Consider the following 22011-nt stretch of genomic DNA (forward strand, 5'->3'; position numbering starts at 1 on the left):
AAAGCAGACAAACATTGGATAGGTATAAATACGTGCCAATAAAGGGCTGTCCGGATACAGCAGGATCAGGCCAAGGTTGACCCGGTGGCGTCTGCCTACCAGACTGTACTGAGGGCTCGACAGCGGGTATGACAAGCCTCGGAAAACACACATACGACCACCAGCCATCTGACCAATCGGAGGTTCAATGACTCAGCGCAGCAAGCCTGTGGTAACCGTTCTCACCGCGCCCGGTGAGCAAGAGCCACCGGGAATGGATTCACTCAGGGCGCGAGCCGAAGTACGCTTCGCCAGTGACGAGGCAACTCTGAGAAGCACCCTGCCCGGCACAGATATTATGATGGTGACGGATTTTCGCACCGAGGCGCTCGAGGCCGCTTGGGGTTGTGCTGACAAGCTGCGATGGATCCACGCGACCAGTGCCGGGGTGGACGCTCTTATGTTCCCTGCCCTGACTGAAGGCAACGTGGTTGTCACTAACGCCAGGGGCATATTTGATCGGACTATCGCAGAATATGTGCTGTGCACCATTCTGATGTTCGCCAAGGATTTCCCGGGTTCCATCCGGTTGCAAATGAAGCACCAATGGAAGCACCGGGATACAGAACGAGCCGAGGGCAAACAGGTTCTGGTCGTTGGTGCAGGATCCATCGGCCGTCAGATCGGGCGCCTTGTTGCAGCTGCTGGCCTGAAACCTCATGGAATTGCCAGAACAGCCCGCAAAGACGACCCCGACTTCGTTGCCGTTCATGGCAATGACGATCTCTATGATCAGCTCGGCCATGCTGATTACGTGGTTATCGCCGCACCGCTTACACCACAAACGGAAGGGCTGTTTGACGAAAAAGCATTTAAATCCATGAAGAGCACAGCCCGCTTGATCAACATTGGGCGCGGGCCGATTGTTAAGACCGACGACCTGATTGCGGCGCTCAAAAGCGGCGAAATAGCCGGCGCGGGGCTGGATGTGTTCGAGGAAGAGCCACTACCCGAGGATCACCCGCTCTGGGATATGGAGAATGTGACCATGACGGCGCACATGGCCGGAGATTTTATCGGCTGGAAGCGGGCCCTTACCGATCAGTTTCTCGAGAACTTTGACCGTTGGCATAAAGGCGAAGACTTGTTCAACCTGGTCAACAAGGAGCTGGGTTACGCAGGAAGTAAATAATCCGACCCGAGCTGCAAATACATAAAAAAACGGGAACCAACAGGTTCCCGTTTTTTTATTCAGACCAACAAACTGACGCTCAGCTTCCGGACAACGACTGGTCAGAGGGATCGATTTCCATCTGCTGTATCGCGATAACCGCCTGAGTGCGGTTACGAACCCCAAGCTTACGGAATACCGCCGTAATATGTGCCTTGATAGTAGCCTCAGACACATCCAGATCGTAAGCAATCTGCTTATTCAGCAGGCCTTCCGCCAACATACCCAGCACCCGGAACTGCTGCGGGGTCAGGGATGCCAGTTTCTCGGAGAAATCAGTCGTATCCGTATGCATCCGCTCAAGCTTGTCTGCTACACCTTCCGGCAACCAGACATCGCCTTCGAGCACGGCGCGAATTGCCTCCGTAATGGTAGGCAAAGGCGCCGACTTTGGAATAAAGCCGGACGCCCCATAATCAATGGAGCGTCGCATCACCTGAAGTTGCTCCGAACCTGACACAACCACCACCGGTAATCCGGGATACTGCCCACGCATGAACACCAACCCGGAAAAACCATGGGCACCTGGCATATTGAGATCGAGCAGAACCAGATCTGCATCCGGGTGCGAATCTACCGACGCCTGCAGCGCCTTGATGCTTTCTACTTCTACGGTTTCAGCATCAGGCACCGCTTGATTGACCGCCTGTTTCAGGGCAGCCCGAAACAATGGGTGATCATCAGCGACGATAATTGTTTGTGTCATTAAACAGATTCCTCACAGGTTTATGGCCTGCTTTCAGACCTTATTTGAACTCGCGACTTCCGATGAGCTCGTCCACCACACCCGGGTCTGCAAGTGTCGAGGTATCGCCCAGCTGGTCGTGCTCATTTGCAGCAATCTTACGCAATATCCGGCGCATAATCTTGCCTGACCGGGTTTTTGGCAAGCCCGGCGCCCACTGAATCACATCCGGAGACGCGATCGGGCCGATTTCCTTGCGCACCCATTGTACCAGTTCCTTCTTGAGCTCGTCTGAAGGCTCTTCGCCCTGCATCAGGGTTACATAGACATAGATGCCCTGGCCCTTGATGTCGTGAGGGAAGCCAACAACAGCGGCTTCGGCAACCTTGTCGTGAGCCACCAGAGCGCTTTCAACCTCCGCGGTACCCAGGCGGTGCCCGGAAACGTTGAGCACGTCATCAACACGACCGGTAATCCAGTAGTAACCATCTTCATCGCGACGAGCACCGTCGCCGGTGAAGTACATGCCTTTATAGGCACTGAAATAGGTCTGGGCAAAACGTTCGTGGTCGCCATAAATCGTGCGCATCTGGCCCGGCCAGCTGTCCAGAATCACGAGGTTACCATCAGTCTTGCCTTCGAGCAGGTTACCCTCGTTATCGACAAGCGCTGGCTGGACACCGAAGAACGGAACTGTCGCTGAGCCCGGCTTCAGGTCGATCGCACCCGGCAAGGGCGCAATCAGGATGCCGCCGGTTTCTGTCTGCCACCAGGTATCTACGATGGGGCATTCGCTGTTGCCGATAACGCGATGGTACCACTCCCAAGCCTCAGGATTGATCGGCTCACCAACAGAACCAAGCAATTTCAGGCTCTTGCGGGTAGTGCCATCCATACAGGCTTCACCTTCAGCCATCAGAGCCCGGATTGCAGTCGGTGCGGTGTACAGAATGTTGACTTGATGCTTATCGACAATCTGCCCCATACGAGAGCTGTCCGGGTAGTTCGGCACGCCCTCGAACAGTACGGAGATCGCACCATTACATAACGGTCCATACAGAATGTAGCTGTGACCAGTCACCCAGCCAAAATCGGCAGTACACCAGTAAACATCACCGTCGTGGTAATCGAACACATACTGGTGAGTCATAGAGGCGTAGACCATGTAACCGCCAGTCGTATGCAAAACACCTTTGGGCGCACCAGTTGAACCCGACGTATAAAGCATGAACAGGGGATCTTCTGCGTTCATCGGCTCTGGAGGACAGTCGGCAGAGGCAGACTTCATCAGGTCTTCATAACGCGCATCGCGACCTTCAACCCAGGGTACGTCTTTATTGCCGGTACGGCTAACAACGATGACTTTCTCAACCTGGGCGTCGTCTTCATTTTTGAGCGCCGCATCCACATTCTTTTTCAGCGGAATCTTGCGGCCGCCGCGCAGACCTTCGTCAGAAGTGATCACAAAACGGGACTTGCCGTTGGCAACGCGGGCACCCAGAGCCTCTGGCGAGAAGCCGCCGAAAACTACAGAGTGGATTGCACCAATCCGCGCACACGCCAACATAGCGACAGCGGTTTCAACAATCATCGGCATGTAGATGGTGACTACATCACCTTTTTTCACGCCCAGACCTTTCAGAACGTTGGCAAACTTGCTGGTTTCTTCGTGCAGTTCGCTATAGGTAACGTGACGGGAGTCGGCAGGGTCATCGCCTTCGAAAATAATGGCAGTCTGGTCACCGCGTGTGGCGAGATGACGATCGAGGCAGTTGGCTGAAGCATTCAGCTGGCCGTCTTCAAACCACTTGATCGAAAGGTTGTTGTAATCAAAAGTCGTGTTCTTGACCTTGGAATAGGGTTTGATCCAGTCAAGGCGCTTACCATGCTCACCCCAGAAAGTATCTGGCTCCTCAACAGATTGACGATACATTTCGTCATACTGTTCCCGGTTCACCAAGGCCCGTGCGGCCACATCCGGGCTTACCGGATAAAGATGCTTATCAGTCATTGTGTTCCCCCTTGATCAGAGTCTGTTGTTTTTGTCGGTACCATTAATTCAAAGCGATAAGGCACATCAGCCCTATGGACACATGCATCTAGTTCACCATGTGTGCCACTAAACAATGAATTAGACGAACGTCCTAACAAGCTCCAACTTTATCCTCATGCCGCCTGCGTTCGGGCCTTTGAGGAGCGCAACCGAGCCTTCCGCCGGGGCTTGAGCGCGAAGCGATTCAGACCTGCGAGATGGATCTTGCGCAGATACACCTCCCAGTCGATCTGGCGTGCATCCACCGGGAACAAAGCTTTGTCTGCCTCCCCCATACGCGACGCCAGGGCCAACAAGTCATCATTGTGGAAAATATAGTCCGGTGCAGTATAGAAGCCAAAAATGGTGGCCAATGAGCGGGTAGTATCAAGATTTCGCAATGTTTTGAGATCACGCTCCTTTGCCAGCACACCCAGCCGACGCATAACACTCTGCGCCACACCAAGCGGAAGGCGAGCACCGCTTGCCAGAGCATCGAACATTGTCCGGTTCACGGCAATAAAGGGCTTGATCGGCTGGCGATAGAAAAGCCTATCATAGGCAGCGAAATTGGTTTTGGCCTCCGCCATCAGGTGATCAATAAACTCGCCCAGAGTCACCGGATTGGAGCTGCCACTGCAACACTGATAGATGCGCCGACGGGGAGGCTCACCAAGAGCTTCTGCAACTGCCAGGACAATAGAGTTCGCTACAAGGTCAACGGGAATGACATCAATAGTACCGGAGCGCTTACCGGGGAATACCGTTACCTTTTCTCTCGCGTAGGCAAGAATAATGGCATCAGCAACTTTTACGCCCTCAATCCAGCCTGCCACCGGCTCTTCAAGAGCACTCTCAATAATCGATGGGCGCACGATCGTGAGGGCGCGGCCGTCGAGTGCCTTCATCAGCCATTGCTCACCCAGCCACTTGGTAAAGGTATAGGTATCGCTCCAGCCGTAGCGGTTGGCCTCGCGGATACCCAGATCCACCAACTTTCGCTCCAGTATTTTACCTGAATAGCGAGAGCGCACATCCGCAATACTGTCCTCAAGTAACCGGACCAGCTCGTCGATCTCATAGTAACCAGCAGGGTTAAGCGGTATATCCTCGCCAGCGGGCGGCTTGGCCACCGACTCAGTAACCTGTCCCGAGTTCATGCCATTAACGTAGCAGGTTGATACCTGAACAACCGCAAGCGCCGGGTTCTGACGGGCCAACTCTGCAATATTTTCCAGACATTGCGTGTTGATGGACAAAGCTTTATCCAGCTCTTCACGAAAGTTAACACTGGCAGCGGAGTTAATAACGGCGTCAATACTGCCAGACAGCTCTCGCAAGGCCTCTGGTTCCAGACCAAAATCAGGCTGCGTTACTTCTCCCGTGACACAATGCAGTCGCTCTTTCAGAAAGACGTCGAAGGACTCGCCCTTCTCCTGGCGCAAGCGATCAAAAACAGAGGAGGTTGCAATTTCTTCAAGAAATCGACTTCGAGCGTCAGGATGCCGCACGTTGCCTCTTATCAAAAGATGCACGCCGCCAATGTCCGGTACTGCACGAATCAGCTTTTCCAGCACGACCTTGCCTAGAAAGCCCGTGGTGCCCGTAATCAGGACATGCTTGCCACGAAGCTGTTCGAGCACTTTTGAAGACGAGACTCCCGACTGATTTTGCGACTTTCCCATTCTGAAAACTCCTTTTCCGGATCCCTGCAGCACTTGATCCTTACACAATCCCTTTGACAGTGCCGTGACAGACTCCATGGTTACTATGAGCACGCTACGCGACAAAGACGGCATAAGAAATGACGAATTAACCGGCATGTCTTGCTTACAGTATTTAACCGGAAAGTCTCAGCCGTCAATATTTCTCTTGCCGGCTAAGGACCGCAGAAAGTTATTCAAGGAAATATCAGAGGGTTGTTCTTTCAAAGCCCTGACAAGCTTGTCCTGATCACCAAAACTGATGCTGTCGTATGAGGGCTCGGGAAGCACAGGGTGCGTCGGCTCCTGCTCGTTTAATCCAGTATCCGGCGATATGCAGACATCCTCGGCAAGGTGCCTCAAATGGTTTGCCATGTGCTCGCGCTGCTCAGGAGAAAGAGGTTGCCAGTCAATCGCCCCAAGCCCCGCCTGAATAATTTCAACAGTATCGCTGTCGGGCGCCTTGCCTAAAAGAGCGAACAATCGCGTGAACACATCGTAGCGGAGCAAAGCGTTCTCCGGTGTCGGTGCGAGCAGGGTTTCCAGCTCACTCACAGCCTGCAGGCTGCGTTCGCGGGGGCTGGCCGGTGCTGAAACAGGCTCAACCGCCTTTTTCTTTTGCACCGACTGCCGTTTCGAAACGGAATGCCAGTAGGCTGCAATACCGGCTTTTCTTGCAGGCAATTGAGACAAGCGCACATCAAGCATGTCTGCCAGTGTGATGAACTGACGGCACGAAGGGTCGGCGGGCGGCAGCAGTGCGACCGGCCTCTGGTTCAGCACCGACTGGCGCAGGGTCTCATCGCGCCAGATGCCCCCCATGTAATGGAGAGAGCATTGCAGATGTCTCCGGGCTGCCGAATCGAGACGCTGGAACACCGAGCGGGCCTGGCTGGCGCCCTGCGCCATGTTAATCAGCACGCTTGGCATTCGCCGGTAGCCGCGACGCCTCAGTACTTTGATCAGGGAAAACGCATCCGTGAGCGAGGCCGGGTCCGGGGTAACGACAACACACGCCAGCTGAGCCGCTGCAATCATGTGCATAGACGTAGGTTGAAGGCCGGCAGCTGTGTCCGTTATGACGTAATCGTAACGGCTTTCAAGCTTTGATAGAGCTCGCAAAATACGAAAGCTCTCTTCCGGCTCCATATCCATACATTCCTGGACACCAGAAGCGCCTGGCACAATATGCAGCCCGTAATCGGCTTCCAGCATTATATCCTCAAGCCTGCACTCACCGGCTACCACATTGGCAAGCGTCCGTTCCGGATAGAGCCCCAGCATAATACTGACGTTGGCAAGATCGGTGTCACCGTCCAGCAACAGCACCCGCTTATGATTTCGAGCCAGGGTAAGTGCCAGATTAAGAGCTACCGATGTTTTTCCAACTCCACCCTTACCACCGGTCACGGCGATGGTCCTGGGGTAGTCTGTGTTTGGCTTGGGAGCTTCCTGAGCATTCATGACGGGCGATTTTACATCCTTGAAACAACAACAAAAGGAGCTCTAGTCTGTAAAAATTGTACACATATCGCGTTATAATGAATATGCTGTTCAAAAAAAGCACAGCGATAGTTTTCAATCCGTGCTTTTTTGTCTAAGCTCATTCACTGGAAGTGAAAATGAACAGAATTTCAGAAACTGACCCCGGCGTGCGTCTGGCAACCTTATGAATGCAATATCCGACCTTCAGCTCCCTAGCCTTCCGGAGGTCACGCTACGTGCGCTCGAAATTTGCAACAAGGATGGAAACTACCGCGAGATCAGCGAAGTAATAGCCTCGGATACCGCTCTCGTGGTTCGAATTCTGGCACTGGCTAACTCTGCACTCTATGGCCCAACACCCGGGATCCGGTCAATAGACCAGGCGCTAATGCGCCTTGGAACCAGACGTTTCAAAACACTGATACTCACCGCTGCTCTGCGCCAGATTCTGTTTGAGCTGGGTGGCGGTGCCTGGCAGCAGTTGCGGGATTTCTGGCGGCACGCCCTGACAACTGCACTGACTGCACGAGCCCTGGCAACCCTCACCCGGTACCCGGAAGCCGACGAAGCCTTCATGCTGGGCATGCTTCATAATGTCGGGGAACTGATTGACGTAAAATCACCAGATACGGAAACCGGGCAGCAGTATACGAACCGGCAACCCGATATCGCCGCGGAATTGGTTACCTCCTGGGGGCTGGGACCTCTGGCAGCCGACGCTATGCGCTATCAACAAGCGCTGCCCTCAGAGTTGCTGGATGCCGGGCATCTGGTCAAAGTCATCGCACTCTCCACCCGCCTGGCGCTCTCAGATTCGGCAGGTATTGCGGCCGCGGGCACCATGTTCGGGCTCAGTGAAGAGCTGACCCACGAGATCAACCGGCGCATCAGCCATGATGTGTCTGCGATGGCCGATTCTTTGGGTATACCACTGATCAACAGCTACGACGCAGAGCCGGCATCAAAACAACTCCGACAAACTGTATTGCGGCACGCCATCGCACAACAAGCCCTCGGCTTCGCAGATCTTACCGGCAAGAGTGGCGCCATTCTGGCCGAAACGGTAAACAGCCTGACTTTGATTACCGGGTTGCCTGCATTATATTTCGCGAGCAACGATGACAGCCTTGAACTTCTTTCCGGTACCACCGGGCCGCACCCGAACCTTGTCGTGTCCGCACAGGCAGGCGGTAGCGTAATCACAGAAGCTTTCACCTCGCGAATACCTGTCAGCCTCAAGGATAAGGCGCCAACAGTACTTGATCGTCAGCTTTTATCGTTGCTGCGAACACAATCTCTGACAGCCATTCCTATAGTCACAGGCGACAAGTGCCCTGGCGTGTTTGTATTGGGTACTGACGGCAGAACATCCGACTCAACCACGGACCTCATAGATCTGTTTATCCGCCAATTGTCCGCCGTGCTTCAGGAAAAGACTTCAGCTTATGAGGCCGAAAAGGAAAGCAAAGGGATAAACCATGAAATCGCCATCGAAAAGCTGCGAGAACAGGTACATGAGATCAGCAATCCGCTGACCATAATACGACAATACCTGCATCAGCTGCGCAATCGGCTTGATGACCCCAGCGCCCGTGAAGATCTGGACATTGTGCGGGACGAGCTGGATCGTGCAGCTAACCTGTTGCTACAGATGAACAACGGAAACACCGGTGACACAGGCGAGGATACGTCGGATCTCAATGCGGAACTGCGAAGCCTTGCCCGTGTGCTTGATCACAGCCTCTTCGGTGACAGCAAGCTGCACTTTAACGTGCTAATGTGTAGTACTTCGACGCGTGTCATTGCCGGTCCGCCAGCCATCCGCCAGATTCTGATCAACCTGATCAGAAATGCCGTGGAGAGCCTGCGCGATGCCGGTGGGGTCGTTTCGCTGAAAACATCCGCACCGATATGGCAAGGCCGCCGTAACTGGGTGGAAATGGAAATTTCAGATACCGGCCCTGGCATTCCCCAAGAAGTCCGGGATGCCCTGTTTACGCCGGGGAAAACGACGAAAGGAGCAGGCCACAGTGGCTTGGGCTTAAGTATTGTAAAACAGCTTGTTGATGACATGGAGGGCATTATTGCTTGCCATACGGGGCAGGAAGGCACCACCTTCCGGATTTTGCTGCCGGCGGCCAGCCAGGAAACAAGCAAATCTGAGTGACGTAGAAAAACGGATACACAAAGATGGCACCTGAACAGTCCAACAGGCCTTTCTCACGGGTGACGACCGCTCGCATTCTGGTGGTTGATGACGAGCCACGCTTGGTGGACGCGCTGGCTTCGCTGCTCCGAAGTTGCGGTTACGATGTAACCGAGGCCCACGGAGGAAGGCACGCCTGTGAATTGATAGATACCCTGCGCTTTGACCTGGTGCTGCTGGACTTACGCATGCCAGAGGTCGACGGTTTTGCCGTGATGGCCCACCTTGCGAACCAACAACCTGAATGCGGCAGTATCGTGATCAGTGGAGAAAGCTCATTCACCGCTGTCAGCCGCGCGCTGCGGCGCGGTGCTCTGGATTACGTCCGCAAGCCCTTTGATCCTGAAGAGCTGATCGCTACAGTAAAAGGCGTCGTCGGCAAACAATCTCTGCTTAAAGCTCACGAAGACATTCAGGTGCGACTCGAGAAATCTGAAGCCCTGCACCGTTACATTGTAAACAGCTCACCCGATATCGTCTTCATGCTCGATGCAGGCGGCCGCTTTTGTTTTATCAACAGCAAAATTGAAATCCTGCTGGGGTACAAGCCGACTGAGCTGTGTGGCCAGCATTTCCGGAACATTCTGGACGACCGTGACTTTGCCAAAGGTACCAATGCGCTCAATGCTCCGGATATCAGTGCAGATAACCCCCGCACCTTGGAGATCCGCCTTAAAACCCGTGGCAGCCGGCGGGCGACGAGACATTTTGAAATAACCGCCTTCCCCATCGATCCACAAAACTGGACACATGACCACAATACCGGGGGCAGTGGCAGTGGCCAAAGAGCCTGCTATTACGGAACCGCCCGGGACGTCACCGAACGCAAGGAAGCTGAGGCCTTTATTAACTTCCAGGCTTATCACGACCTGCTCACACGCCTGCCAAACCGCGCTCTGTTCAAAGACCGTCTTGAGCTGGCCATCACCCATGCTCGCCGCGGAGGCCAGCAACTGGCTGTGATGTTTCTCGATCTCGACCGCTTTAAAATCATTAATGACACCCTCGGCCACGCCATGGGCGACAGGCTTCTGCAAGCGGTAACCCAGCGGCTTGAAAGCTGCATACGCAAGGGCGACACCTTGTCGCGCTTCGGTGGTGATGAGTTCACTTTGCTGTTGCCATCCGTTCATGGCCACGAGGATGCAAGCCAGATCGCGAAGAAGCTGATCAAAACGCTCAAAGCACCCTTCCTTTTGGGTGAACATGAAGTGTTCGTAGGCGTCAGCATTGGTATTGCTATCTACCCGGAGGCAGGTGACAGCATGGATCAGCTGATCCAGAACGCTGATATCGCTATGTACCATGTCAAAGCCCGGGGCAAAGACAGCTATCGCTTTTTCTCCGAGAGTATGAGCATCGACAGCACCAACCGTCTGCACCTGGAGAGAGACCTGCGCCTGGCGCTTGAGAGAGATGAACTCCGGGTATATTACCAGCCTCAGGTTTGCGCAAGCACCAACCGGATTATGGGGCTCGAGGCGCTGGTACGCTGGCAACACCCTGAGCGCGGTTTACTCTACCCCAGGGATTTTCTTGGCTTGGCAGAAGAAACCAAGCTGATCGGTCAACTGAGCGAGCAGGTTCTGGATCAAGCCTGTCGTGATGTCGGCCAATGGATTCGCTCCGGCCATAAGGATCTGCGTCTGGCCGTTAACCTCTCTCCTATTGAGGTAGAACACCCCCGGTTTGTGGAGACGCTTATGGAAAGGGTGGAAGCTAGCCGTTTCCCACCTGGCAACCTGGAAATCGAAATCACGGAAAACGTGATCATGAATGACCTGGAACAGATCAGCCAAAAACTCCGGGAGCTTGCAAACATAGGCGTGCGTATTGCAATCGATGATTTCGGCACTGGCTATTCATCACTCAACTATATACACAGGCTTCCTATCCACACCCTGAAGGTAGACCAGTCTTTCGTCAAAGCCATCCGTGGCGGTGCGGATGATGCCTGTATTGTTAACGCTATTATTGCCATGGCTCACGGACTCAAACTGGAAATTGTCGCCGAAGGCGTGGAGACGGATAAACAACTTCAGTACCTGAGGACCCTTGGCTGCCATCAGGTTCAGGGCTTCTTTTATGGGCCGGCACAACCCGCAACAGATATTGACAAATTACTGGTCCAGAAAAGCATTCGCACCCCCGTAGCTGGCTGATTCCGACACTCCACCCCACAAAATCCTGTCCTACAATCCGATCTAAAACCTTGACCCTGTCTGCAAAGTATTGCTTTGCGTTAACTTGTGTATCCGGAAATGCGCATTGCTGCACATATTTTCCCCACCTCGTTTCATAAGCTCGGATCAACAAGGCATTGGCCATCGAAACGCCCGCACCTACCGCCGGGAAAAAATGACAATAACGGTGGCAATATCCCAGCTAACAAAAACAGGCAGCAGTCATCATGCGCGACAAATACCGTTATATCGGTCCCGTATACGATTTCCTCAGCAATCTCTACAGCGGCAAGAACATCCACCGATGTAAAACTGCCATGTTGGACGTAGAAACGGTAAAGCCCGGAGACCGCATCCTGTTTGCCGGCGTTGGCCATGGTCGTGATGCCCTGCGCGCAGCTGAGCTGGGCGCCGATGTTACCGTTGTTGACCTGTCGGAAACCATGTTGCGGAAGTTCGGAGAGGCCCAGGAAAGCGAAGCCCCTCAATTGACTATTCGTCGCATTCACAGCGACATAATGAACGTGGATGAGTTTGGCCGGTACGACATGGTCGTTGCCAATTTTTTCCTGAACGTATTTGACGAAAACATGATGGTGCGTGTCCTGGAGCATCTGATTAAGCTAGGCAAGGCAGACGCCCGTGTTGTTGTGGGTGATTTTTGCTACCCAACCGGCAATGTGTTCTCTCGAACATTTAAAAAACTCTACTGGTACATGGCCGTTTTCACCTTCTGGCTATTCGCCAACAATGCCTTTCACAAAATCTACAACTACCCGGAACACATGCGGCGCCTGGGCCTTGAGGTCACAGAGAAAAAGCACTTCAAACTGATGAACATGGACTGCTACTGGTCGATTCTCGGCCGCAAGCAAGCGTAAGAGACAGCCTGACAGATAATAACAATCGGGGAGAATCACTATGTCAGACCAGACCCTTGCACTTGGCCGGACCACAGGACTTGAAAGCACTGCATTTACTTTTAGCGAGAGAGTGGGCTACCTGAAGAGGTTCGGCGCACACTCCCAGTCCTTCTCTACTCTGCAGCCAGGCATGCAGTATTTCGATGTGCCAGGCAAAGGCTACCTCGCCTATATGCGCAAGTGGGGCGCCACCATTGTTCTTTCTGACCCGGTATGTGCACCGGAGAATTTTGGAGAGCTTCTTGAACGCTTCCAGGAGCGCTTTCACAATGCCGCCTACGTTCAGGTTTCCAAGCCTGTTGTGGACTATTTGCATGCGCGTTTCGGATTGTATGGCACACAGTTTGGCAGCGAATCACGAATTGACCTGGGCAAGTGGTCCCTCAGAGGCAAGAAAAAACAGATCCTGCGTACAGCGTTGAACCAGGCCGAAAAAAACGGAATAACTGTTCAGGAACGTTTCAGCGACGATCACACGCGCGAAATCTCGGAAGCCTGGATCCGAACGCGGAAATGCAAAAGCAATGAGATCCGCTTTCTGATTCGTCCAATGGAAATGGATTACAGGGAGAATGAGCGCCATTTCTACGCCTATCAGAATGGCAAGGCTGTCGGCTTTATCTACTTTGACCCGATATATCGCAATAACGAAATCATCAGTTACGTGCCAAACATTTCCCGCGCCAACGCAGACTTCAAGCAGGGCATCTTTTATACCCTGATGGCGCATGCCATGGCAGCATTCAAGGCGGAGGGCATCCCGTATCTCGACCTTGGGCTCATTCCGTTATCCCTTGATGCCACGACGGAGTATCAGGAAAGCCGGCTTCTGAAACAAACCTTACATGGCCTCTACAACAGGGGGAGCTTCATTTACAACTTCAAGGGCCTGGAGTTTACCAAGTCAAGATTCCGGGGCGACAACTTCAAAACCTACTGCTGCCATAAACGGAGAATACCGGCACTGGAGTTTCTGGCCATGTTCAAACTGACACAGTTACTATAATGTTTCTGGCCAGTTCCCGGTAACCAGCTTTGGCTGCAGGCCCAGGCCTGCCATGTAGCTGGCAATCCCCGCCGGGGCCTTACCTGTGAAGAGAGCTTCAGCCACGGGCGTACCCAGCACCCTGCTTGGCTCACGCGCTTCTATAGGCTTACCGGCTTGCGCCAGCAGCCACACAACGCGGCGGGCAATCGCATCTCCTGAATCCACCCAGAATTTTACCTCCGGCAGACTCTGCTTAAGGCTTGTTAGCAAAAGCGGATAATGGGTACATCCCAGAACAACAGTGTCGACACCGGCATCGCGCAATTTCCTGACCGCACCATCAAGATTGCACTGAGGCACAGGCACACCCCGCGCCAGATCCTCTGCCCACTGAACGAGCCCAGGGTGGCCCACTCGCTCTACCTGGCAGTCGGGCGCAAATTCCCTGATCAATTCATCAAGGTAAGGTCGGCGCACTGTTGCAGGAGTGGCCAGAATGCCAATGCGCCGATTCTTTGTTTGCGTTGCCGCTGGTTTCACTGCCGGTACCACCCCAACCACAGGCACGTCTGTTATGGCTCGCAAGTTCGGCAATGCAACGGTACTGGCCGTATTACAGGCAACGACAATGGCATCGCAAGGGTACTGCTCAAGCGCTTTTGAAATCAGCCTGCAACAGCGTTCAACCACGACAGATTCCGACAATGCTCCGTAAGGGAACGCAGCATTGTCGGCCAGATACACAATCGATGCGGTGGGAAGTTGCTCATGCACACGGGCCGCAACGCTCAATCCGCCGACGCCGGAGTCGAAAACCAGAATGCGGGGAAGTTCACGTTCACTCAACGCTCCACGCCTCCCCCGGCGATCACTCGTTCCATATCGCGTATCAGCCGCCCGGAAATGGTGGTATCCGGAGGAATCGGCGGTCTGCTTCCGGGTAAAAACCAACCAGCATCTGCCAACTCATCTTCCTGAAGAATCAGTTCACCACCTGCGTAGTCGGCAAAGAATCCTGCCATCAACTGGTGTGGAAACGGCCAGGGCTGGGATGCCTGATATTGAATATTGGTTACATCCAGGCCGGTTTCCTCTTTAACCTCACGAACAACCGCACCTTCCAGGCTTTCACCCGGCTCCACAAAACCCGCAATCAGGCTATAGAAATTGCGCTTGCCCCGGGAGGATTTCGCCAGAAGATAGCGATCCTTATTGCGAATTACCACGATCACGCAAGGCGCAAGGCGCGGGTACCAGGGGATATTACAGCTACTGCACCACCTTGCCCGCTCTCGCGGATGAAAGCCTGTTCTGCTGCCGCAACGCCCACAATACTGATGATCCTGAAACCACTGCCACACCTGAAAGCCGGTACTGAGCATGGCCGCTGGTACATCACTGATCATCAGCAAGGCATCACGCAAAGGAACAATGTCATGGCCGGCAATCAGGGGCTCCGGCACCTCAGTCACGAAAACCGGCCGGCCGTCAACGTTTCCCAGCGAGATAAAACCAGCATTTCGGGGATTGGCAGGAAGGCTCTCCAGAGGCTGCAACCAGTCACCCTTGGGCTTGAAAACACCAGACCCCGACAGCGCCAGCACAAGATCGCCCTGCTCGGGCCCCTGCGTGGTCCAGCCCGGGCTCCACTGAATCGTTGATGTCGCCATCTGCAATTGCACCTTCGTGATAAACAAGCAAAACAGGAATGTATCACACAGCCATAGCCACCAAGAATGCAGCAGTGGCTTTCCGGCCCGTTCGCAACCAAGTAAACTTGGCGCCTGTTTTTCATCGGAGCGACATTTTATGCGTCTTTACCAGGGTATTCGAAGCCTGATTCTGACCTTTTTCCGGAAAATACTATTTTTATGGGTCCGGACAGATGTCAGCGGGAACAGCGTCGATGCTTTGGGGCTATCGCCCGAAAAACCAGTTTGTTACGTGCTGCAGTACAGCTCACTTTCCAACCGGCTGGTGCTGGAACAGGAAGTGATTCGGGCCAAGCTGCCGGGCGCTACCACGTCGCTACCGGTAAAAAACGGCCCGTCACATTCGTTTTTTTTCCTCTATCGCCGCGTGGGAGGCCTGTTTCGCAGGCGCCAGACACCTACACCGACCACCGAATTCCAGGCCTTGGTTCGTTACGGCCTGGAGAACCCTGAACAGGATGTTCAGATTATTCCGGTATCCCTGTTCTGGGGCCGCTCCCCGGATAAAGAAAAGTCGTTGGTGAAGCTGTTGCTTTCCGACACCTGGTCTGTCGCCGGCCGACTGCAGAAGTTTCTTGTTATTCTGGTGCACGGCCGCAATACCTATGTGCAATTCAATAAGCCGTTGTCGCTTGAGCAGGTTATCAATGAGTACCGTCACAGCGAAGAGCGCGCCAACCGCAAACTTGCACGTATTCTACGCACCCATTTCCGCAAGGTTCGGCAAGCCGTTCTTGGCCCCGACCTTTCTCACCGCAGAACACTGGTAGAAGGCTTGCTAAGAACCCAGGCGGTGAAAGAGGCTATTCGGGAAACGGCAGTTGCCGAGGACATTGCTCCGGCAAAGGTTCGTGCCCGGGCGTTCAAATACGCCGATGAAATAGCCGCCAATATGTCGGTCGTTACCATCCGCGTGTTCGAGGTACTTCTTGCCTGGCTATGGAACCGCCTCTATAACGGCGTCTCGGTCAATAATATTCGCGTAGTGACCGAAACCGCCCAGAACAACGCCGTTGTCTATGTGCCGTGCCACCGCTCCCACATCGACTACCTTCTTCTATCTTATGTGCTGTACAAAAACGGCCTGATGCCGCCACATATCGCCGCTGGAATCAACCTCAACATGCCGGTTGTCGGGCCGATTCTGCGCCGGGGCGGGGCCTTTTTCATGCGCCGAAGCTTCCGCGACAACCCCCTGTACTCAACGGTATTCAATGAGTATATGCATGTCATGCTCACACGCGGCTATTCCATTGAGTATTTCGTAGAGGGCGGCCGGAGTCGTACTGGCCGGATGTTGCAGCCTCGCCCCGGCATGCTTTCCATGACCGTGCGCAGCTTTTTGCGCGACCATCGCAAGCCAATCGTTTTTGTTCCTGTGTACATCGGGTATGAGAAAGTCATGGAGGGTCGTTCTTACCTAGGGGAACTCCGCGGTAAGAAAAAACAGAAAGAGAGCGTGTTCGGCCTCGCCAAAACTGCTCGAAAACTCGGTAACTCCTTTGGCCAGGTTGCGGTCAACTTTGGTGAAGCCATACACCTCTCTGATGTCCTGGATGACGTTCACGTCAGTTGGCGGGATGAGGCCTACGATTCCGAATACCGCCCTGCCTGGCTTACCAAAGCGGTTACAGAACTGTCTCTTCGAGTCGCCTCCAATATCAACGCGGCGGTTTCCGTCAACCCCATTGGCATGATCGCAACCGTGCTTCTTGGCGCCGAAAGGCTGGCGATGGATGAGGGCCAGCTAATCCGCCTCGCGGATCAGTATGCGGCGCTTCTGAAAGCCTTCCCTTACGCCGAAACGGTAACCCTCCCGGAAGGTAGTGGCAAAGACTGGGTAGCCTACTGCGAGTCCATGGGGCTGGTCTCGCGCCAACCCCAGAAACTGGGAGACATTATCGGGCTGGAAGGTAGCAATGCCATTCTGATGACTTACTACCGAAACAACATCCAGCACCTCTTTGCATTGCCTTCTCTGGTGGCCAGCCTGTTTGAAAACAAGAGTTCGCTGGCCAGGGACAAGATTGTAAACCTGGCAAGCGTCGCCTACCCCTACGTGCAATCAGAACTGTTCCTGAAATATCAACCCGACGAAGCGGAAGCGGTAATCAACCAGTGGATTGATGTGCTGGTACAACAGGGCCTGCTGGTAGCTCAGGACAACGAACGAATCGCCCACCCGGAAGAAGGCACCGAAGCCATGCTTCGTCTGAAGGTGCTCTCACGATTCATCATCCAGACCGTAGAGCGTTACCACATCGCTCTGGGCATACTGCGCAAGTACGGCTCCGGCAAGATCACCGCGGCCGAACTTGAAGAACAGAGCACACTGCTGGCCGAGCGCATGTCCATACTGTTCGGGCTTAATGCGCCTGAGTTTTTCGACAAAACCCTATTCCGGAATTTTATCGCCAACATGCAGAAGGATGGTGTTATTACCACCGATGATAACGGGCTGCTTTGTTATGGTGATGGGCTGGATGAAGTGGCAGATGATGCGAGGCTGGTACTGAGTGTTGAGAAGCGCCAGGCGATTCAGCAAGTGACCATGCTGGGCGTTTGAGGCGTACACGAAAGACCGGCAATCATACGCCTAGCGCGGCAAGGCGCGGATGGGGTAGATATCGTAGCGGCTGCTCTTGCCTTCTATCCGGGTACCTGGCTCGGCCCCGCCGATTGCGGGAGCCTTGCGCGGGCGCTTCACCACAACCCTGTACCTTGCTGCAGCCAAGGCAGCCTCCAGCAGTGCTTCTGAATCGTCATCATCCCCTACAACCGTTCGAAACACCTGCATTTCTTTCTTCACAAGCGCCGACTTTTCCCTGTGAGGAAACATGGGGTCGAGATAGATCACGTCAGCAAGGGTACCTTGATTGGAGCTCTCGTCATCACCACCGTCCACTGCAGCATTGCGCAGCCAATCAATACTACTACCGGAATGAAGCGTCATCCGCGCGATGATCGGAGCACAATCCACATTCAACGATGCCCGCGCCAACCCGTCTGCCAACAGCGCATGAATCACCGGGTTCCGCTCGAAAAGACTCACCCTGCACCTCAGGCTGGCAAGCACAAACGCATCCTGGCCCAGACCTGCTGTCGCATCCAGGACATGCAGGTCGGCTTTTGTTTTCTGCAATCCGACCGCACGGGCTACAAGCTGGCCGGAGCCACCACCATGTTCCCGGCGGTAACCCATCTTACCGGTGACAAACTCTGCCCTTACCGGGCCAGGCGCGTTTTTGCCAGCCACCTGCAAACACAAACCATGTTCATCCAGAAACAACAATGCACTCACATTCCGGATATCTTTAGGGCTGGCAACGCCCAGATAGGGTAATGAAAGATCAGTACTGAGCGCCAGTGCCTGGCGATCGTCACCCAGGGGACTTCTCGCTATCGCCAGTGGAATGGTTTCATCAGTGGAGGAGGCATTCGAAGCTTTGGCGCGAGACATCAGACCAGAATATCAATTCCGGCGAGCGCTGTGCCGCCAGATTCCTGTCCTGCTGCTGCAACACTTGCGAACGTAGATAGTGCCCGGGCCGCGGGGAGCGGCACCTCATCCGCCCGGAAGCGTTCCAGGCGCACATCCTCAGATGCCCTGCGAGCTTCTACACGACGCTCAGGGTTATCACCGACGTTTCGTTCAGATGCTGGCACATTCGTGCTGTCTGCAAGATCTCGGCGGGCTGTTTCGGCTGCTTTCTCAGGAGCAGAGGCAGGAGCGCGGGCAACATCAGTGCGTTCACGCACAGGGCTATTGGTGCCCGACTGATAGGAAAGTGTACTGCCTGGATTAATACCACCAATCATGGTCAGGGTACCGCTCGCTCAGGGAAAATAATGACTCGTTATAGAAGTATGAAAGAAGTCTGCACCGATTAAAAGACTTACTCGCGGCCCGGCAGTTTCTTCCAGGTGACTTCATCGCGGATGTAGACTGGTTGAGCCTGCTCTGCCCGCACAGCCAAGCCTTGATTAAACTTCGCATAGGCCAAGCGTGCAACCCAGCTCGCCCGGGGAATAAGAGCTTCATCTACGGAATTGATTCGTTCTGACACGTCGGCTGGCATACCGTCACGATATGCCCAACCCTGGCTTGCGCCAACCCAGTTTGCAACGCCAGCTTCCAGGGAAACCCTGGACGGCGAACAAACACGCTCGTCGCCCAGCAGCTCCGGCAAGCCCGAGTGGTTGCGGAAACACCCCCAATAGAGCTCGCTCATGCGGGCATCAAACGCAACAGCAACCCCCTCGCCCTCACCTACCTGCATGGCTTCAATAGCACCCAGCGCAACCGCTTCCAGTGAAGAGACAGGCACCACGGGGAGATCAAGCCCCCAGGCCAGCCCCTGGATCACACCCGTGGCAATACGAACTCCGGTAAAGGAGCCCGGTCCACAGGCAAACGCCAACGCATCAAGTTCTGCAGGTTTCAGCGCTTGCTCCGCCAGTAATCCGCGAACCATCGGCATCAACAGGCGGGTGTGGCCCCTGGGAGCGATCTCAAACTTCTCGAAAACCTCACCATCAACAAAAAGGGCTGCCGAGCAGCCCTCTGAGGAGGTATCCAGTGCCAAAATTTTCACAAGCGGGCGCTGCCTCGGCGGAACGTCGTTGAATTATTTGAGTTTGGCAAGAATCTGATCGCGAATGCTGTCCAGGCTGCCAACACCTTTTACGCTCACATACTCAGGCGCAAGTTCCGGCTGTTTTTCTGCCAGGCCCTGATAATAGCCAATCAAAGGTGCCGTCTGATCATGATAAATCTGCAGACGTTTGCGAATGGTCTCTTCTTTGTCGTCCGGGCGCTGCATCAGCGGCTCACCGGTTTCGTCGTCCTTGCCTTCCACTTTCGGTGGATCGTATTTGACATGATAGATGCGACCACTGCCTTCGTGCACACGACGACCAGAAAGCCGGCTGACAATCTCTTCGTCATCTACCGCAATCTCGACAACGTAGTCGATAACAATACCCTGGTTTTTCAAGGCTTCGGCCTGGGGAATGGTGCGGGGGAAGCCGTCGAGCAAATAGCCATTTGCACAATCTGACTGCTGAACCCGTTCTTCAATCAGAGCAATGATTATGTCATCGGATACCAGGCCGCCGGTTGCCATAACTTCCTTGACCTGTTTCCCAAGGTCCGACTCAGCCTTGACGGCTGCCCGAAGCATGTCACCGGTAGATATCTGAGGAATGCCAAAGCGTTCAGTTATGAACTGGGCCTGAGTCCCCTTTCCCGCGCCAGGTGCGCCTAACATGATGATTCGCATAACGCTGTGCTCCCATTTTCGTCATTATAGTTTGAAAAGTTGCGGCAAAGATCTATGTCTTTGCGACAACTTCTCCTTCCGGAAAAGGTGTCAGCCGGATTCGATGATGGCGCATTATACGAACTCAGTCACCTCAGAGAAAGTCGACCTCCGTATCATCTCCGGGAAACGGACTTGCCGCAGAAGCCGGGAAGGTTACTGTCAGGCGGTCAGAGATAATGCAAGCGCGTCGAGATCCGGGGCAACCTGATCGACCTGAGCCATCAGATCACCTACGAATGCTGGCTCCAGCCCCAAACCCTGCAGAAGTGCAGGAACATCATCAGGATTAAATTCATCACCAATACCCCGATCTTTTAACAACGCATTGGCGAGCTGGACGATCATGACGTAGTTCTCATTCTCGCCGTGATAACCAGGCTGCTGATGAACACCGGCTGCTTTGACCACCGGATCAGGCAACTCCCATAACCTGTGCAAAATACCACCGATAGCACCGTGCCCAACGGCAATGATTTCCTGCTCGCCACCCTGGCCGAATACCTGTTGTTCCAGCGACTGCATACTGGCCTCAGGATTAGCTTCGCGCAGTCTGTTGAGCTCTTTGAACTCAATAGGAAACAGGTGTCCCACCAGCAATAAGCCAAAGTTATGCAGCAGGCCACATAAGTAGGCAAGGCCTTTATCGGCACCACAACTGGGTGCCATGGTTTGGCACAGGAACGCGCAGTAGAGTGAGTGGCGCCAGAAGTTGTCCATCCCAAGAATGCCGGATCTGGGGACATCAAACGCACGTACCGAAGCAATACCCATCGCAATATGGGCAACACGATCAAACCCCAGAACCCGGGTTACTGCGTCCTGCACGGAGTTAATCTGGCCCGGATAGTGGAACAAAGCTGAACGCGCATAACGCATAACCTGCGCGGTCAGGCTCGGATCGAACTCTATGAGTTCTGCCAGTTCACGGGCGGTTGCTTCGGTATTCGAAGTCAGGCGCAGAATGCGCAGTGCCAGAGCCGGCATGGGCGGCAATCGGTACAGTTTTTTCAGCTTGCTGGCCACCTCCGCCAACGTCAGCGCATCCCGGGCACCCTCATTGCCTGGGCCACGGATCGCCACATGCCCTTCCCTTGACCCTGCCATCGCAAGACGCAAAGAGCGGCCGTCCAGTTCAACCATAGAATGATCCGTGCCACTGGAAAACAAAACCCGCTCGAACCGGTCAATGCCTTCGTCCAGCAACACGGGCAAGTCGTAGGCATTGCCAATTGGTGGCGTGAACCCGGGATCACAGTCGCTGAACAGCCTCATGGTCTGTTGGACCGTGAGAGGCTGCAGGTGCCGGCCCGTCATTTGCCGGAGGGCATCGGCATCAAGCGAACTGTCATATCTGTGAACCACCATCACAATGCCGCTGATATCGATCAGCAACGTTGCTTTAATGACATCCTCACGGGCAGACCCCAGAGCGGACACCGCCGAATCCAGGCTTGAAGCCTGCTCGATGGGTCGCTCTTTGTAGGCTATGTCCTGTTGATCGAAAAAACGCTGCAATCGCGTTGCGAGAGCCACACCAATACTCCTGTTGTCCATGGCAGG

At 54.2% G+C, this 22011-nt stretch carries 17 protein-coding genes; 6 read left to right on the forward strand and 11 right to left on the reverse strand.

The genetic code is table 11. From position 1 onward, the window contains the following. The first annotated feature begins 187 nt into the window (after positions 1-187). Positions 188-1171: a D-2-hydroxyacid dehydrogenase gene (locus Q4501_RS02765; RefSeq protein WP_303593967.1), complete on the forward strand. Its 984-nt coding sequence runs from the start codon at positions 188-190 to the stop codon at positions 1169-1171. Between the two features lie 79 nt (positions 1172-1250). Here Q4501_RS02765 and Q4501_RS02770 read toward each other — a convergent pair whose 3' ends face one another. From Q4501_RS02770 to Q4501_RS02785, 4 genes are all read right to left on the reverse strand, one after another. After that, positions 1251-1916, reverse strand: a complete 666-nt coding sequence (locus tag Q4501_RS02770) for a response regulator transcription factor (protein WP_303593968.1) — start codon at positions 1914-1916, stop codon at positions 1251-1253. A gap of 40 nt (positions 1917-1956) precedes the next feature. Continuing rightward, complete coding sequence (gene acs, locus Q4501_RS02775) at positions 1957-3906, reverse strand: acetate--CoA ligase (RefSeq protein ID WP_303593970.1); 1950 nt, start codon at positions 3904-3906, stop codon at positions 1957-1959. Positions 3907-4061: 155 nt separating this feature from the next. Continuing rightward, positions 4062-5612: a fatty acyl-CoA reductase gene (locus Q4501_RS02780; RefSeq protein ID WP_303593972.1), complete on the reverse strand. Its 1551-nt coding sequence runs from the start codon at positions 5610-5612 to the stop codon at positions 4062-4064. Between the two features lie 168 nt (positions 5613-5780). Further along, positions 5781-7094: an AAA family ATPase gene (locus Q4501_RS02785; RefSeq protein WP_303593974.1), complete on the reverse strand. Its 1314-nt coding sequence runs from the start codon at positions 7092-7094 to the stop codon at positions 5781-5783. Positions 7095-7299: 205 nt separating this feature from the next. Between Q4501_RS02785 and Q4501_RS02790 the strand changes: the two genes are divergently transcribed. The 4 genes from Q4501_RS02790 (at position 7300) to Q4501_RS02805 (ending at position 13433) form a co-directional block, all read left to right on the forward strand. Beyond that, entirely contained in the window at positions 7300-9282 is a 1983-nt protein-coding gene (locus Q4501_RS02790; RefSeq protein WP_303593975.1) for an HDOD domain-containing protein, read from the forward strand. 23 nt (positions 9283-9305) lie between these two features. Further along, a complete protein-coding gene (locus Q4501_RS02795) occupies positions 9306-11483 on the forward strand; it encodes an EAL domain-containing protein (protein WP_303593977.1) in 2178 nt (725 codons plus the stop codon). A 248-nt stretch (positions 11484-11731) separates the two neighbouring features. Next, positions 11732-12385 (forward strand): class I SAM-dependent methyltransferase, encoded by a 654-nt coding sequence (locus Q4501_RS02800; protein ID WP_303593979.1) that lies wholly within the window; start codon positions 11732-11734, stop codon positions 12383-12385. 40 nt (positions 12386-12425) lie between these two features. Beyond that, on the forward strand, positions 12426-13433 hold the full coding sequence (locus Q4501_RS02805) for a DUF2156 domain-containing protein (protein ID WP_303593981.1): 1008 nt from the start codon (positions 12426-12428) through the stop codon (positions 13431-13433). Here Q4501_RS02805 and murI read toward each other — a convergent pair. Together murI and nudC are read right to left on the reverse strand one after the other, a co-directional pair. Continuing rightward, positions 13428-14261: a glutamate racemase gene (gene murI / locus Q4501_RS02810; protein WP_303593982.1), complete on the reverse strand. Its 834-nt coding sequence runs from the start codon at positions 14259-14261 to the stop codon at positions 13428-13430. The two genes, Q4501_RS02805 and murI, sit on opposite strands and share 6 nt — an antisense overlap. Further along, positions 14258-15085: an NAD(+) diphosphatase gene (gene nudC / locus Q4501_RS02815; RefSeq protein WP_303593983.1), complete on the reverse strand. Its 828-nt coding sequence runs from the start codon at positions 15083-15085 to the stop codon at positions 14258-14260. The genes murI and nudC overlap by 4 nt, the downstream gene beginning before the upstream one ends. Positions 15086-15224: 139 nt before the next feature. Here nudC and plsB point away from each other — a divergent pair, with 139 nt between their 5' ends. Then, positions 15225-17693, forward strand: a complete 2469-nt coding sequence (gene plsB, locus Q4501_RS02820) for a glycerol-3-phosphate 1-O-acyltransferase PlsB (RefSeq protein WP_303593984.1) — start codon at positions 15225-15227, stop codon at positions 17691-17693. 30 nt (positions 17694-17723) lie between these two features. Here the strand turns inward: plsB and Q4501_RS02825 are convergent, their stop codons facing one another. From Q4501_RS02825 to Q4501_RS02845, 5 genes are all read right to left on the reverse strand, one after another. Next, entirely contained in the window at positions 17724-18587 is an 864-nt protein-coding gene (locus Q4501_RS02825; protein ID WP_303593986.1) for a class I SAM-dependent methyltransferase, read from the reverse strand. Further along, positions 18587-18946, reverse strand: coding sequence for a UDP pyrophosphate phosphatase (locus tag Q4501_RS02830; protein WP_303593988.1), 360 nt, complete (start codon positions 18944-18946; stop codon positions 18587-18589). The genes Q4501_RS02825 and Q4501_RS02830 overlap by 1 nt, the downstream gene beginning before the upstream one ends. A gap of 77 nt (positions 18947-19023) precedes the next feature. Continuing rightward, positions 19024-19722 (reverse strand): tRNA (adenosine(37)-N6)-threonylcarbamoyltransferase complex dimerization subunit type 1 TsaB, encoded by a 699-nt coding sequence (gene tsaB, locus Q4501_RS02835; protein WP_303593990.1) that lies wholly within the window; start codon positions 19720-19722, stop codon positions 19024-19026. A gap of 33 nt (positions 19723-19755) precedes the next feature. Further along, positions 19756-20409, reverse strand: coding sequence for an adenylate kinase (gene adk / locus Q4501_RS02840; RefSeq protein WP_303593991.1), 654 nt, complete (start codon positions 20407-20409; stop codon positions 19756-19758). 201 nt (positions 20410-20610) lie between these two features. Then, positions 20611-21984, reverse strand: a complete 1374-nt coding sequence (locus Q4501_RS02845) for an HDOD domain-containing protein (protein ID WP_303594353.1) — start codon at positions 21982-21984, stop codon at positions 20611-20613. Positions 21985-22011 lie beyond the last annotated feature (27 nt).

It is taken from the genome of Marinobacter sp. 2_MG-2023, from assembly GCF_030546935.1.
Lineage (GTDB): Bacteria > Pseudomonadota > Gammaproteobacteria > Pseudomonadales > Oleiphilaceae > Marinobacter.

Bases quoted from the DNA above. Each gene is read 5' to 3' on its own strand.
- Q4501_RS02790 (WP_303593975.1), top strand. From the start codon at position 7,300: ATGAATGCAATATCCGACCTTCAGCTCCCTAGCCTTCCGGAGGTCACG.
- Q4501_RS02825 (WP_303593986.1), bottom strand. From the start codon at position 18,587: ATGTCTCGCGCCAAAGCTTCGAATGCCTCCTCCACTGATGAAACCATT.
- Q4501_RS02805 (WP_303593981.1), top strand. From the start codon at position 12,426: ATGTCAGACCAGACCCTTGCACTTGGCCGGACCACAGGACTTGAAAGC.
- Q4501_RS02765 (WP_303593967.1), top strand. From the start codon at position 188: ATGACTCAGCGCAGCAAGCCTGTGGTAACCGTTCTCACCGCGCCCGGT.
- acs (WP_303593970.1), bottom strand. From the start codon at position 3,906: ATGACTGATAAGCATCTTTATCCGGTAAGCCCGGATGTGGCCGCACGG.
- Q4501_RS02770 (WP_303593968.1), bottom strand. From the start codon at position 1,916: ATGACACAAACAATTATCGTCGCTGATGATCACCCATTGTTTCGGGCT.
- plsB (WP_303593984.1), top strand. From the start codon at position 15,225: ATGCGTCTTTACCAGGGTATTCGAAGCCTGATTCTGACCTTTTTCCGG.
- Q4501_RS02785 (WP_303593974.1), bottom strand. From the start codon at position 7,094: ATGAATGCTCAGGAAGCTCCCAAGCCAAACACAGACTACCCCAGGACC.
- Q4501_RS02830 (WP_303593988.1), bottom strand. From the start codon at position 18,946: ATGATTGGTGGTATTAATCCAGGCAGTACACTTTCCTATCAGTCGGGC.
- Q4501_RS02800 (WP_303593979.1), top strand. From the start codon at position 11,732: ATGCGCGACAAATACCGTTATATCGGTCCCGTATACGATTTCCTCAGC.
- nudC (WP_303593983.1), bottom strand. From the start codon at position 15,085: ATGGCGACATCAACGATTCAGTGGAGCCCGGGCTGGACCACGCAGGGG.
- adk (WP_303593991.1), bottom strand. From the start codon at position 20,409: ATGCGAATCATCATGTTAGGCGCACCTGGCGCGGGAAAGGGGACTCAG.
- Q4501_RS02795 (WP_303593977.1), top strand. From the start codon at position 9,306: ATGGCACCTGAACAGTCCAACAGGCCTTTCTCACGGGTGACGACCGCT.
- Q4501_RS02780 (WP_303593972.1), bottom strand. From the start codon at position 5,612: ATGGGAAAGTCGCAAAATCAGTCGGGAGTCTCGTCTTCAAAAGTGCTC.